Origin of the sequence: Cellulomonas sp. WB94, from assembly GCF_003115775.1 — a bacterium.
Lineage (GTDB): Bacteria > Actinomycetota > Actinomycetes > Actinomycetales > Cellulomonadaceae > Cellulomonas_A.
This window is the reverse complement of record NZ_QEES01000003.1, coordinates 118,106-131,994: the sequence shown is the minus strand read 5'-3', so window position 1 is coordinate 131,994 and position 13,889 is coordinate 118,106. Positions and strand designations below refer to the sequence as shown.

The following is a 13,889-nucleotide window of genomic DNA, read 5'->3' as shown; positions in this document are numbered from 1 at the left end:
GCATCGTGACGACGGCATCGGCAGAGTCCAGCTACACCGCCAGGCACCTCTCGGTCCTGGAGGGACTCGAGGCCGTCCGCAAGCGCCCCGGGATGTACATCGGGTCCACCGACTCGCGCGGGCTCATGCACTGCCTCTGGGAGATCATCGACAACTCCGTCGACGAGGCCCTGGGTGGGTTCGGCGACCGGATCGACATCGTGCTGCGCGCCGACTCGTCGGTCGAGGTCCGCGACAACGGCCGCGGGATCCCGGTCGACCTCGAGCCCAAGACCGGCCTGACCGGCGTGGAGGTCGTGTTCACCAAGCTGCACGCCGGCGGCAAGTTCGGCGGCGGCTCGTACGCGGCGTCGGGCGGCCTGCACGGTGTCGGCGCCTCGGTCGTCAACGCGCTGTCCGCGCGGCTCGACGTCGAGGTCGACCGTGGCGGCAAGACGCACCTCATGACGTTCCACCGTGGCGAGCCCGGGATCTTCCACGACTCCGGCGAGCCGAGCCCCGAGTCGCCGTTCGAGCCGTTCGTCGACAACTCCGAGCTCAGCATCGTGGGCCGCACCGCGAAGGGCCGGACCGGTACGCGTGTCCGGTACTGGGCCGACCCGCAGGTGTTCCCCTCCAACACGCTGTTCTCGTACGACGAGCTGGTGACGCGCGCGCGCCAGACGAGCTTCCTGGTGCCTGGCCTGGCGATCACGGTGCGCGACGAGCGCGGGATCCCCGGGACCCCCGGTGCGGACGGCCCGCACGAGGAGACGTTCCTGCATGCCGGCGGGACCATCGACTTCGTCGACCACCTGGCACCGGACCCGGCCGTGACGGACACGTGGCACCTGACCGGGTCGGGCACGTTCACCGAGACGGTTCCCGTGCTCGACGGCCGCGGGCACATGACGCCCCAGGAGGTCACCCGCGAGTGCCAGGTCGACATCGCGCTGCGGTGGGGCACCGGGTACGACACCGAGGTGCGGACGTTCGTCAACATCATCTCGACCCCCAAGGGTGGGTCGCACCTCGCCGGCTTCGAGGCCGCCCTCCTGCGGACCCTGCGCAAGGCCGTCGACGCGAACGCCCGTCGCCTGAAGATCACGGCGCGCGACACGACCGAGCGCATCGAGAAGGAGGACGTGATGGCCGGCCTGACGGCCGTGCTGACCGTCCGCCTCGCCGAGCCGCAGTTCGAGGGCCAGACGAAGGAGGTCCTCGGCACCGCGCCGGTGCGGGGGATCGTCGCGAAGGTCGTCGACACCGAGCTGGGGGCGATCTTCGTGTCCCCGAAGCGCGACCACAAGGCGCAGTCGTCGCTGCTCCTCGACAAGGTCGTCGGCGAGATGCGCGCGCGCCTGTCGGCCCGCAAGCAGAAGGAGATCTCGCGGCGCAAGAACGCCCTCGAGACGTCCTCCTTGCCGGCGAAGCTCGCGGACTGCCGCAGCGACGACGTCGCGCGCAGCGAGCTGTTCATCGTCGAGGGCGACAGCGCTCTCGGCACGGCCAAGCTCGCGCGGAGCTCCGACTTCCAGGCGCTGCTGCCCATCCGCGGCAAGATCCTCAACGTCCAGAAGGCGTCCGTCACGGACATGCTGAAGAACCTCGAGTGCGCCGCCATCATCCAGGTGCTCGGTGCGGGCTCGGGGCGGACGTTCGACCTCGAGTCGGCCCGCTACGGCAAGATCATCCTGATGACGGACGCCGACGTCGACGGCGCCCACATCCGCACCCTGCTGCTGACCCTGTTCTTCCGGTACATGCGCCCCATGGTCGAGGCGGGTCGCGTCTACGCGGCCGTGCCGCCGCTGCACCGTGTCGAGGTGATCGGGGGCGGTGGGCGCAAGAACGAGTACGTCTACACGTACTCCGAGGCGGAGCTGGCCACGACGCTCACGAAGCTGACCCGGTCGGGGCGCCGGTTCAAGGACGACATCCAGCGCTACAAGGGCCTCGGCGAGATGGACGCCAACCAGCTCGCGGAGACCACGATGGACCCTCGCCACCGCACGCTGCGCCGCGTGACGGTCGAGGGGGCGCAGCGGGCCGAGGAGATCTTCGAGCTGCTCATGGGGTCGGACGTCCCGCCCCGCAAGGACTTCATCATCGCGGGGGCAGACTCCCTGGACCGCAGCCGCATCGACGCCTGACAGGTCCGGGTCTGCCGCGCCGCCCCGAATTGCGTTGCGGCTCGGCGACCACACCCGCGATGGTGGACCGATGAGTGCCCACGTCCCTGCCCCGATCGCGGTGCGCGCGGCCGCCCCCGTCGACGTGCCGTGGCCCGACGCGGCTCTCGGCCTGACGTGGCGGGCGCTCGGCGTGCAGGACGCCCCGGAACTCGCGGTCCTCGTGGCGGCGATCGAGGCCGCCGACGCCGAGCCCTTCCGCACGTCGCTCGACGAGGTCACGGAGTGGTTCGACGGCGAGTGGAAGGACCACGCGCACGACACCCTGGCCGGGTCCGACACCGAGGGTGTGCTGCGGGCCTACGCCCAGGTCACCACGGCGCCGGGAGATGAGCGCGTCGTCCGGGCCTTCCTGACGGGCGGCGTGCACCCGGCCTGGCGAGGTCGTGGGGTCGGCCGCGAGCTCGTCGCCTGGATGGAGGCGCGCGGCCGCCAGCTGCTCGCCGCGTCGGGCAAGGACGTCCCAGGCCGGCTCTGCGCGTACCTCGAGGACTCGGCACCCGCCTCGAAGGCGCTGTTCGCCGCGGCGGGATTTGCCCCGATCCGGTACTACAGCGAGATGCGGCGCCCGCTGAGGGTGCCTCTGCCGGTCCTCGCCGTCCCCGACGGTCTCCAGCTTCGCCCCTGGACGCCCGACGTGGACGAGGCCGTCCGCGTCGCGCACAACGAGGCGTTCGCCGACCACTGGGGGAGCGAGCCACGGACACCCGAGACGTGGTCGCACGGCCGGAGCATGTTCGCGGCGCCGTGGAGCCTCGTCGCGTTCGACGACGCGACGGGGGAGGTGGCGGGCTACCTGCTGTCGAGCCGGTACGAGCACGACTGGCCGATCCTCGGGTACAGCGCGGGGTACACCGAGCTGCTCGGGGTTCGGCGCGCGTGGCGCGGGCGCGGGGTCGGTACCGCGCTGCTGGCGGCCGTGATGGACCTGTACCGCGCTGACGGCATGGAGTTCGTCGAGCTCGGGGTGGACACCGCGAACCCGTCGGGCGCGCACGGGCTCTACGCGAGCCTCGGCTATGAGGTGTTCCACGGCTCGACCCTGGTGACGATCGAGCTCTGAGCCGGCTCAGGCTACGATCGCGCCACCACTGGTCGACGAGGACCAGTCCGGGCGGAGGAGCACCCTGTGGCGGTCACGACGAGGGCGCGGCGCCTCTGGTCCCCCGCGAACCAGCGACAGCGCGGCGCGCTCGCCCTGCTCCTCGCGCTCGCCGTCGTCCACCTCGGTGCTCAGCTCGCGGGAGCGTCGAGCCTCGCGGACCGGTCGCAGTGGTTCCTCATGCCGGCGCTCGCGCTCGTTGTCGCGGTGTGGACGGCCCGGCCCCGCACGCGCCGGGTCCGGCTGGTGCTCGTCGCGCTCGGCTTCTCCTGGCTCGGCGACACCGTCCCCGACCTCGTGCCCGACGACGTCTCGTTCGTCGTGATGATCGGCTTCTTCCTGCTCGCGCAGGTCTGCTACATCACGGCGTTCGTGCCGGGGGCCCGGCGCTCAGCGATCCTGCGCAGGCCGGTCCTCGCGCTGCCCTACGCGCTGGTCTTCGTCGTCCTGGTCGCCTTGTGCGCGCCCGGTGCGGGGCCGATCCTTGGACCGGTCATCGTCTACGGGGCGTGCCTGACGACGATGGCCGTGCTCGCGACAGGCCTGGGCCGGGTCGGCGGGGTCGGTGGTGCGATCTTCCTGGTGTCGGACTCGCTCATCGCGCTCGGTGCGTTCGCCGACGGCTTCCACCTGCCCGTGGCGGGGTTCTGGGTGATGTCGACCTATCTCGCCGGACAGGGCCTCCTCGCGGCGGCGGTCCTCGTCGAGGACCGCCGGCGGGAGAGCATGACGACGGACGAGCCCGGTCAGCCCACCGCGTGGACCGGCGCCGGGAGCGGTACGCCCGACCCGTCCCTGCGCTGATCGGGCGCGGGCAGATCGATCGGTTGACCGCCCGAGCCCGTCGCGTGCGGCGGGGCCTGGCCCACCCACGCCAGGATGAGCGTGTCCTCGCCCTTGAGGAACCGGTGCGCTCGCACGCCTCCGGTCGCCCGGCCCTTGCCGGGGTAGAGCTCGAACGGGGTCGTCTTGGCCGTGCCGGCCTGCGTGCCAGGGAGAGCAGCGGCCGTCCCCGCCACCGTCACGACCGCCGCGTCCGCGCCCGGGAGCACCGCGCCGAAGAACACGACACGCTGACCGTCCGCCAGCTTGATGCCGGCCATGCCGCCGGCCGCTCGGCCCTGCGGTCGGACCGCGGACGCGGCGAAGTGCAGCAGCGAGGCGTCCGAGCTCACGAGGACGAGCTCGTCGTCGTCCGTGACCCCGGCGGCGCCGACGACCTCGTCGCCGTCCTTGAGCGCGATGACCTCCCACGTCTCCTTCGCGGGGGGCACATCACCCGCCGCGACCCGCTTGACCGTGCCCTGGGCCGTGCCCACGGCCAGGGTCGGTGCGTCGGGCGCGAGCGAGGTGAGGCCCACGACCTGCTCGCCGCGGTCGAGCGCGACGACCTCGGCCAGGGGGACACCACCCGAGAGGGTCGGTGCGCCGTCGGTCGGCGGGAGCGAGGGCAGGTCGAGCACCGGGACCCGGACGATCCGACCACGGGACGTCACGACCCCGACGTCGCCACGCGCCGTCGTCGCGATCGCGCCGCGCAGCACGTCGTGCCGGGAGCGCCGACCGCCCGCCTCGGTGCGGAACGGTGAGTCCTCCCCGGACGTCCGGGCGAGCAGGCCCGTCGCGGACAGCAGCGCCCAGCACGGCGTGTCGGCGATCTCGAGCGGAGCCGCCGCACGGGCCGACGGCGTCGCGCCGGTCACCGTCGCGCCACCCGCCGACTCGAGCAGGATCGTGCGACGCGGCGTACCGAAGGTCGCGGCGACGTCCGCCATGTCGTCGGACACGACCTTCCGCAGGCGTGCGTCGTCGGCCAGGATCGCCTGCAGCTCGGCGATCTCCGCCCGCAGCTGCTCCTTCTCCTTCTCGAGCTCGATGCGCTGGAACTTGGTCAACCGGCGCAGCCGCAGCTCCAGGATGTACTCGGCCTGCGCGTCCGACAGGTCGAACACGGTGCGCAGGCGGGCGCGGGCCGCGTCGGCGTCGTCCGACGTGCGAATGAGCTGGATGACCTCGTCGATGTCGAGGATCGCGATGAGCAGCCCCTCGACGAGGTGGAGCCGGTCGAGTCGCTTGCCCAGCCGGAAGCGGCTGCGACGCCGGATCACGTCGATCCGGTGCTCGACCCACACGACGAGCAGCTCGCGGAGCCCGAGGGTGCGCGGCTGACCGTCGACCAGCGCGACGTTGTTGATCGAGAACGACTCCTCGAGGGGCGTGTGCCGGTACAGCTGCTCGAGGACTGCCTCAGGGTTGAACCCGGTCTTGATCTCGATGACGAGCCGCAGGCCGTGCGTCCGGTCCGTGAGGTCCATGGCGCCAGAGATCCCCGAGAGCTTCTTGGACTGCACGCCCTCCTTGATCTTCTCGATCACCTTCTCGGGACCGACCATGTAGGGCAGCTCGGTCACGACGATGCCTTGGCGCCGCGCCGTGACGTTCTCGATGCGGGTCGTCGCCCGGGTGCGGAACGCCCCGCGGCCCGTGCGGTACGCGTCGCGGACACCGTCGAGGCCCACGATCTTGCCTCCCGTGGGCAGGTCCGGACCCGGGATGAAGCGCATGAGGTCGTCAAGGCCCGCATCGGGGTGCGCGACGAGGTGCCGGGCTGCCGCGATGACCTCGACGAGGTTGTGCGGCGCCATGTTGGTCGCCATGCCGACCGCGATGCCCGTCGTGCCGTTGACCAGGAGGTTCGGGATCGCGGCGGGCAGGACCTCGGGCTGCTGGAGCTTGTTGTCGTAGTTCGGGACGAAGTTGACGACGTCCTCGTCGAGACCGGCGGTCATCGCCAGGGCGGCCGGCGACTGCCGCGCCTCGGTGTACCGCGGCGCGGCCGGGCCGTCGTCGAGCGAGCCGAAGTTCCCGTGCCCGTCGACGAGCGGCAGGCGCTGCGTGAACGGCTGAGCGAGGCGGACCATCGCGTCGTAGATCGCCGTGTCACCGTGCGGGTGCAGCTTGCCCATGACGTCACCGACGACGCGCGCCGACTTCACGTACGGGCGGTCCGGGCGCAGGCCCATCTCGGACATCTGGAACAGGATGCGGCGGTGGACGGGCTTCATGCCGTCCCGCGCATCGGGCAGCGCCCGCGAGTAGATGACCGAGTACGCGTACTCGAGGAACGACCCCTGCATCTCCGCACCGACGTCGATGTCGATGATGTGCTCGGTGAAGTCCTCGGGCGGGACGTCGGTGCTCGCGTTACGGCGCGCCATGGCGGATGCGGCTCCTCGTGTCGTGCGGGGTGGTCAAGCGTGCGTGGACGTGCGTCCGCGGACAGTCGTGCGCGGACATTGTCGCGCGAGCCCGCGGCGCCGGGGTTCACGGCACGCTGGCGGGCGTGGGCTCGCTGCGTGGCGGCGAGCACTGTCACCCGCCGCGCACCGCACTAGCCTGACAGGTATGAACGACGTCACCGGTGACCCGCGCGAGCCCAGCGAGGGGGGCCGCGGCTATCCGGCCGGGTGGGAGGCCGACGTCGTCCTGCGTGACGGCACCACGACCCACATCCGCCCCATCCTGCCGACCGACGCTCCGGCGCTCCAGGCGTTCCACGTCGCGCAGTCGGACCGTTCGACGTACCTGCGGTTCTTCGCCTCGCTCGCGCGGCTGTCGGACCGTGACCTCGAGCGCTTCACGAACGTCGACCACGACAGCCGGGTCGCGCTGATCGCCGTCACCGCCGACGACGAGATCATCGGGGTCGCCCGCTACGACCGCGTCGGCGCCGACGAGGCCGAGGTGGCGTTCAACATCGCCGACGCGCACCACGGCAGGGGGCTCGGCTCGGTCCTGCTCGAGCACCTCGCGGCCGCTGCGCGCGAACGGGGGGTGCGCCGGTTCATGGCCGACGTCCTGCCGCAGAACGGTCGGATGATCGCGGTGTTCCGGGAGGCGGGGTACGCGGTCCGGCAGTCCATCGACGACGGGATCGTCTCCGTGGACTTCGACCTCGACCCGACCGACCGGTCGCTCGCGGTCATGGCGGACCGCGAGCACCGGGCCGAGGCGCGCAGCGTCCAGGGGCTCCTGACGGCGCGGTCGGTGGTCGTCGTGGCATCGACCGCGTCGGCGCCCGGCTCGATGGAGGACCTCCTGGCCCGGCGCGTCCTGGCGAACCTCGTCGCGGGCTCCGGCGACCTCGAGCTCCACGTCGTCGGGCTGGACCTTGCCGGAGCGGGGGTGCCCCAGGGGGCGGGCGTGCCCCAGCAGTGGCGGTCGGTCGCGGACATCCCCGGGCCGGTCGATCTCGCCGTCCTCGCGGTCCCGGCCGCCGAGTCGGTCGACGCGGTGCACGCCCTCGCACGGCTCGGGGTTCGCGGCGTCGTCGTCCTGTCGGCGGGGTTCGCCGAGACGGGCCCGGACGGGCTCGCGCTGCAGCGCGCACTCCTGCGGACGGCACATGCCGCCGGCATGCGCGTGGTCGGGCCCGGCTCGTACGGACTGCTGTCCACCGTGGAAGGCCGTACCCTCAACGCGTCGCTCGCGGTCGAGCCCCCGCCCCCGGGCACGCTCGGGCTGTTCTGCCAGTCCGCGCCGATGGCGCTGTCGATGCTCGCCTCGGTCCGTCGTCGGCACCTCGGGCTCGCCCAGTTCGTGTCCGCGGGCAACCGTGCCGACGTGTCGGGCAACGACCTCATGCAGTTCTGGCGTGACGACGACGCGACGCAGGTCGTCGGGCTGTACCTCGAGTCGATCGGCAACCCCCGCAAGTTCTCCCGCGTCGCGCGTCGGCTCGCGAGCGTCAAGCCCGTCGTCGTCGTCACGGCCGGCCGGTCCGGCCACGTCGTCCCGCCCGGTCACGCCGTCCGGACCACGTACGCGCCTCGCCGGACCCTCGAGGAGGTCATGCGCCAGTCGGGCGTCATCCGGGTCGAGAACACCCACCAGATGCTCGAGGTCGCGCAGCTGCTCATGCACCAGCCGCTCCCACGCGGTCGGCGCGCCGCGATCCTCGCCAGCTCGGCCTCGATGGCCTCGCTCGTGTCCGAGGCAGCTGTGGCGGCGGGGCTCGCCGTCGGACGGCAGGCGGCCATCGTGGCGGAGGACGCGACCGACGAGGTGATCGACTCGACCGTCGCCCGGCTGTACGCCGACGACACGGTCGACGTCGTCGTCGCGGTGCACATGCCGATCGTCGGACAGTCGGAGGGCCGGGTCGGACGCGCCCTGGCCCGCGAGGCGGCCGGCTCGGGTCGGGCGACTGTCGCCTGCCTCCTGGGCCTGCACGGCGCGACGCCCGAGCTCACCGCAGCCGACGCGACCGGGCGCAGCTGGACGATCCCCGCCTACACCACCCCCGAGGACGCGGTCCTCGCTCTCGGGCAGGCCGCGCGGTACGCCGCGTGGCGCACCGCGGACCAGGGCGAACGCGTGCACCCCGTCGGTGTCGACACCCGCGCCGCGCGCCGGGCGGTCGCCGGGTGGCTCGCGGGCGTCGAGCCGGGCGTGACCGTGGACCTCGACGCAGCACAGACCGCCCAGCTCCTGGGGTTCATCGGCGTCGACGTGCTCGAGGCCATCCCGGTCTGGTCTGCGGACGAGGCGGTCGCGGCGGCCCGACGCATCGGCTGGCCCGTCGCGCTCAAGACCACCGTGCCGGCGCTGCGGCACCGGGCCGACCTGGGTGGCGTCCGGCTCGACGTCCATGACGAGGCCGAGATGCGCGCCGACGTCGACCAGGTGCTGGCCCTCGCCGCATCCCACGTCCCGGCACCGGGCCGCGCACCGCTCGAGGTGCAGTCCATGGCCCCGCACGGTGCGGCCTGCGTCGTGCGGACCGCCGAGGACCCGCTCATCGGCCCCGTCCTCAGCTTCGGACTCGCCGGTGACGCGTCCGACCTGCTGGGCGACATCAGCTACGCGGTGCCGCCACTCACCGACGTCGACGTCGCGGAGCTCGTCAGGACCGCTCGCGCCGCGCCGCGCCTCTTCGGCTACCGCGGACTGCCTCCGCTCGACGTCGCCGCGCTCGAGGACGTCATCGCCCGCGTGTCGGTGCTGGCCGACGACCTGCCCGAGCTCCGCAGCCTCGAGCTCAACCCCGTGGTCGTCGCCGAGCGCGGCGCGGTGCTGCTCGGCGCGCACGCGCAGCTCGCCCAGGCCGACCGCGCGGACGGGTCGCGGCGGGCCCTGCCGTCGTGAGGCTGATCGGCCGTGACAAGGACCCGGACCGGCCCGATCTGCCAGGGCGAGCCGTGGGCGGTCGCCGAGGTGGAAGGATGGACGCCGTGCCAGCAGCGTTCACTGATCTCCGCCATGACCTCCACCGAGCGGGCTACTACCCCGAGCTGGTCGCGGACGTCCTCGACGTCGCGCTCGCTGACGAGGAGCTCGTCGCGTACCTCGTGCTCCCCGAGACGACGTTCGACGAGGCCGAGGTCCGTCGCCACGTCACCGTGCTCGTCCTGACCCCGACGCGACTGGTCGTCACCCACGTCGACGACCACCCGGCAGACAGCGAGAACCCGTCGGCGAGCGCCTCGGCCACGACGGAGTCGGTCCCCGTCGCCGAGCTGCGCTCGGTCGCACTCACGCACGTCATCGAGTCGCCCGAGAAGCACCGCGCCGGGGACGCCGCGTCGGAGATCACGTTGGCCATCGGGTGGGGCGCGGTCTCCCGGATCGACCTCGAGCCGGTCGCCTGCCCCGACCCCGCGTGCGAGGCCGACCACGGCCTGACCGGCACCCTCACCCCCGACGACGTCGTCGTCCGTGTCAGTGCGGTGGCCGAGGGCGCCGCCGCCGTCCGCGCCGCCACGGCGTTCGCGCGCCGCCTCAACGCCGCCGCCCGAGGACGATGAACGCCTCGGCCACGGCGTCGGCCCGCGGCGGCGGTCCGGCGACCCTCACGTCTGCCGGCTTCGTCCTCCCGGACTACGACCGCACGATCGGTCTGATCCTGCCCGCCGTCGCCGATGCGATCGGCGCCCATGACGTCCCCGGCGGACCCGCCGCGCGCGCCGCACTGGGCCTGCCGACGTCGCAGCGCGCCTGCGTCGTGCTGGTCGACGGCCTCGGTCTGCTCAACCTGACCGAGCGGGCGAGCCAGGCGCCGTTCCTGCGTTCACTGCTCGCCGCGGGCACCGATCTCTGCTCGGGCTACCCGTCGACGACGGCCGCCTCGATGGGCACGTTCGGCACCGGGATGTCACCGGGTCGCACCGGGATGGTGGGCTACACCGCGCGGAACCCCGTCACGGGCGGTCTGGCGAACCTCGTGTCGTGGGACGGCGCCAGTTCGCCGCGTGAGTGGCAGCGTGAGCCGACGGTCTTCGAGCAGGTCGAGGCGGGCGGCATCTCGGTCACGAGCGTGGGGCCACGGAAGTTCGCGGGCTCGGGCCTCACGGAGGCCGCGCTCCGCGGAGGCTCGTACCGGGCGGCGGAGTCGCTGCCCGACCGCGTCGACGTCGCCCTGTTCGAGCTGATGGGGCCGGCCCTCGTCTACCTCTACTGGGGTGAGGTGGACAAGACCGGGCACCACCACGGCTGGGGCTCGCGCCAGTGGGGCAACGAGCTGGCCACGCTCGACCGCGAGCTGGCGCGGCTCGCGCGGTCGCTGCCGCGGGGAACGACCCTCGTCGTCACGGCCGACCACGGCATGGTCGACGTCGACCGTTCGCAGCGCTGGGACGTCGCGCAGACCCCCGCCCTCAAGGAAGGCGTCGAGCTTGTCGCCGGGGAGCCGCGCGCACTGCACCTCCACGTGCCCGCCGGGCCGGACGCGGGGGAGCGGTCACACGCCGTCGCCCGTCGATGGGCCGCGACGCTCGGGAGCGCAGCCGTCGTCGCGCTCGGCGACGACGCGGTCGCCGACGGGTGGTTCGGGCCCGTCGCGGAGCACGTCCGGCCGATGATCGGAGACGTCGTCGTCGCGATGACGGGACGCGCGACCGTCGTCGACTCGCGGACCCAGTCGCGCATGTCGCTCGAGCTCGTCGGCGTGCACGGCTCGTTGACACCGCACGAGCTGACGGTGCCCCTCCTGACCGTGCAGGCCTGAGCAGAAGGTGAGGTCCGGTGGCTGAGCTGGTGTTCTTCTCCGGCACGATGGACTCGGGCAAGTCGACCCTCGCCCTCCAGATGCACCACAACCATGCCGCGCGGGACCGCGACGGGCTGCTGTACACCCGGAACGACCGTGCCGGCGTCGCCCGCCTGTCGTCGCGCCTCGGCCTGAGCGTCGGCGCCAACGAGGTGACGGACAGCACCGACTTCTGGTCCGAGGTCGTCGCGTTGCGCACCCGTGGCAGGTCCGTCGACTACCTGATCTGCGACGAGGCCCAGTTCTACTCCGCGACGCAGATCGACCAGCTCGCGCGCGTGGTCGACGACCTCGGTGCCGACGTGTTCGCGTTCGGCATCTCGACCGACTTCCGCACGCGCCTCTTCCCCGGGTCCGAGCGCCTCGTGGAGATCGCGGACCGTGTCGAGGAGCTGCAGGTGCGTGCGCTGTGCTGGTGCGGCGCGCGGGCGACTCACAACGCCCGGACCGTGGCCGGCGTGATGGTCGTCGAGGGCGCGCAGGTCGTCGTCGGTGACGTCAAGGCCGACGAGGATGCCGTCGGCTACGAGGTGCTGTGCCGCCGCCACCACATGCGTCGGATGACGGCCGGGACCGCGCGCGCGGCCGCGCCGTCCCCGCAGACCCTGGGTCTCCTGCCGGACGGGGGACCGGCAGCGGCGGATCGGTGAGGGCGCGAGCCCCCCCGCGTCACTCGGGCTTGGCGCCGAACACGATCTCGTCCCAGCTCGGGACCTTGGCGCGTGCCTTGCGTGGCTTGGCGCGCTCGGGGGCGGCCCGCTCGTCGGCGGGCAGCGCAGCGGCTGCCGGGAGCGCGGCGGTGTCGTCCCCGGCGCGGGTCGAACGCCGCGTGACGGCTGCGGGCCCCGTGCGCACGGGCGGTGCGGGCAGCACCGTCGCCTCCGCAGCCGGGTCGGCATCGACAGGGTGCGCACCGGGCACCTGGGCCTCGAACGTTGCGAAGTCGAAGGCGTGCTGGGGACCGAAGCCCTCGAACTCCTCCTCGTCGTCGGCGTCGGCGTCCAGGTCGACCAGCTGACGGATGCCGCGGCGGCTGCTCAGGTCGTCGAGGAGCGCGTTCGTCCGCTCGTGCGGGTCGGGCTCGTCCTCGAGGTCGTCCGAGAGTACGGCGTGCGCGTCGACCGACTCGAGCACCGGCCGAACCGCACCGTTCGCCTCGACGTCGAAGACCACGTCCCGCACCGCAGCCAGGTGCCGACGGGGGATCGGCTCGTCGGCGATCTCCGTCTCGGACAGCCACCGGGCCTCGTCCTCGTCGGCCTGCACGACTCGCTTCGCCGGGTCGAACGTCCACCGGGCCTCGCGCTCGTCGCCGTCGCCGACCATGAACCGCGCGACCACGAACCACGGTCCGGACGGCGATCGGTGCGCGTCCCAGGCGAGCGTCTCGAGGGCAACACCACGGGCCGCCAGGCGGTCGGTGACGAGATCGCCGAGCACGGGGGCACCGGCGTCGCGCCCGACCCGGGTCGACCGCGCCTGGTCGGCGATGAACGCACGCTCCGCGAGGACGGGCCCCTCGTAGCGGCGGACCTGCTCGACGACGAGGTCAGCCTCGTCGGCGACCTCCTGCGCGGTGCTGCCGGCACGGATGCGCGTCTGGATCTCCCGCGGGCTCAACGACCCCGCACGAGCGGCGCGCAGCTGCTCGAGCTGCGGCCGGTCGCGACGCACGGCCGCACGCAGCGGCTCGTCGATGCGCAGGCGGAAGCGCTGACCGTCCGGCGCGGCAAGCACGAGATGCTCGCCGTCGTCGTGCAGTCCTATCAGCTCGAGCTCACCCATCCGACCTCCCGGTACTCAGGGACGAGACTGCCACCCCGACGCCCCGATCGCCGGTAGGCGCTGCGGTGCGCCGCGCACCGCGCGCGCACCGGGTGCTGTTGGATCGGGGGCGTGCCGCCCGATCTCCCCTCGAACAGCTCCTGGAGCTCGTCGGCGTGTTCGTGGGCGGTCTTTCGGGCGCGCTGGCCGCCATCCGCAAGCAGTTCGACATCTTCGGCATCGTGGTGCTGGCGTGGGCGGCGGGGCTCGGGGGCGGGCTCATGCGCGACGTGCTCATCGGCGCGTTCCCACCGGTGGGCATCGGTCGGTGGGAGTTCATCCTGACCGCGTGCCTCGCGGGCGTGACGATGTACTTCTTCCACCCGCGGCTCGAGCGGGCCCGGCGCATGATCGCCGCGCTGGACGCCGGCGCGCTCGCGCTCTTCACGGTCGTCGGGACGGTCAAGGGCCTCTCGCTGGGTGCCGGCCCGACCGCGGCGGTGTGCGTCGGCGTCATCACGGGCGTCGGCGGCGGTGTCCTGCGTGACCTGCTCACGGGTGAGGTGCCGGTCGTCCTGCACCATCGCCAGCTCTACGCGATCCCGTCGGTGATCGGCGCCTCGGTGACCGTCGCGCTCTGGTCCACCTCGTCGCTCTCGACGCTCACGGTGGGCGTCGCCGTCGGCCTGGTGCTCGGGCTCCGCCTCGTCGCGATGCGGTTCCACCTGAACGTCCCCGGACCCTGGCGGGGCGGGGCGCGCGAGAGCTGAGGCGCGTGCCGTCGCGTCGTGCCTCTGTCGCCTCG

The 13,889-nt window shown here is 72.9% G+C and carries 10 protein-coding genes; 8 read left to right on the top strand and 2 right to left on the bottom strand.

Annotation, left to right across the window (positions count from 1 at the left end; translation table 11 throughout):
- Window positions 1–5: 5 nt before the first annotated feature.
- The 3 genes from DDP54_RS14510 to DDP54_RS14500 all read left to right on the top strand — a co-directional run bounded on the left by DDP54_RS14510 (window position 6) and on the right by DDP54_RS14500 (window position 4,077).
- Window positions 6–2,132 carry a DNA topoisomerase IV subunit B gene (locus DDP54_RS14510; RefSeq protein ID WP_109132707.1) on the top strand — a complete coding sequence of 709 codons (2,127 nt, stop codon included), beginning with the start codon at window positions 6–8 and terminating at the stop codon, window positions 2,130–2,132.
- Window positions 2,133–2,202: 70 nt separating this feature from the next.
- A complete protein-coding gene (locus DDP54_RS14505; protein ID WP_109132706.1) occupies window positions 2,203–3,234 on the top strand; it encodes a GNAT family N-acetyltransferase in 1,032 nt (343 codons plus the stop codon).
- A gap of 66 nt (window positions 3,235–3,300) precedes the next feature.
- Window positions 3,301–4,077 (top strand): lysoplasmalogenase, encoded by a 777-nt coding sequence (locus tag DDP54_RS14500; protein WP_242448488.1) that lies wholly within the window; start codon window positions 3,301–3,303, stop codon window positions 4,075–4,077.
- Here the strand turns inward: DDP54_RS14500 and DDP54_RS14495 are convergent.
- The gene (locus DDP54_RS14495; RefSeq protein ID WP_109132705.1) at window positions 4,020–6,491 is read right to left on the bottom strand and encodes a DNA topoisomerase IV subunit A; all 2,472 of its coding nucleotides are present in this window, start codon (window positions 6,489–6,491) and stop codon (window positions 4,020–4,022) included. The two genes, DDP54_RS14500 and DDP54_RS14495, sit on opposite strands and share 58 nt — an antisense overlap.
- Window positions 6,492–6,678: 187 nt before the next feature.
- Between DDP54_RS14495 and DDP54_RS14490 the strand changes: the two genes are divergently transcribed.
- The 4 genes from DDP54_RS14490 to DDP54_RS14475 all read left to right on the top strand — a co-directional run bounded on the left by DDP54_RS14490 (window position 6,679) and on the right by DDP54_RS14475 (window position 11,970).
- On the top strand, window positions 6,679–9,420 hold the full coding sequence (locus DDP54_RS14490) for a GNAT family N-acetyltransferase (protein ID WP_109132704.1): 2,742 nt from the start codon (window positions 6,679–6,681) through the stop codon (window positions 9,418–9,420).
- Window positions 9,421–9,497: 77 nt separating this feature from the next.
- A complete protein-coding gene (locus DDP54_RS14485) occupies window positions 9,498–10,079 on the top strand; it encodes a DUF5998 family protein (protein ID WP_109132703.1) in 582 nt (193 codons plus the stop codon).
- On the top strand, window positions 10,076–11,278 hold the full coding sequence (locus tag DDP54_RS14480) for a nucleotide pyrophosphatase/phosphodiesterase family protein (protein WP_109132702.1): 1,203 nt from the start codon (window positions 10,076–10,078) through the stop codon (window positions 11,276–11,278). Before DDP54_RS14485 ends, DDP54_RS14480 begins: the two co-directional genes overlap by 4 nt.
- 17 nt (window positions 11,279–11,295) lie before the next feature.
- Complete coding sequence (locus DDP54_RS14475) at window positions 11,296–11,970, top strand: thymidine kinase (protein WP_109132701.1); 675 nt, start codon at window positions 11,296–11,298, stop codon at window positions 11,968–11,970.
- Between the two features lie 19 nt (window positions 11,971–11,989).
- Here DDP54_RS14475 and sepH read toward each other — a convergent pair whose 3' ends face one another.
- Window positions 11,990–13,105, bottom strand: a complete 1,116-nt coding sequence (gene sepH / locus DDP54_RS14470) for a septation protein SepH (RefSeq protein ID WP_109132700.1) — start codon at window positions 13,103–13,105, stop codon at window positions 11,990–11,992.
- 65 nt (window positions 13,106–13,170) lie between these two features.
- On the opposite strand from sepH, the gene DDP54_RS14465 reads away from it, so the two are divergent.
- A complete protein-coding gene (locus DDP54_RS14465) occupies window positions 13,171–13,854 on the top strand; it encodes a TRIC cation channel family protein (protein ID WP_242448487.1) in 684 nt (227 codons plus the stop codon).
- Window positions 13,855–13,889: the final 35 nt, after the last annotated feature.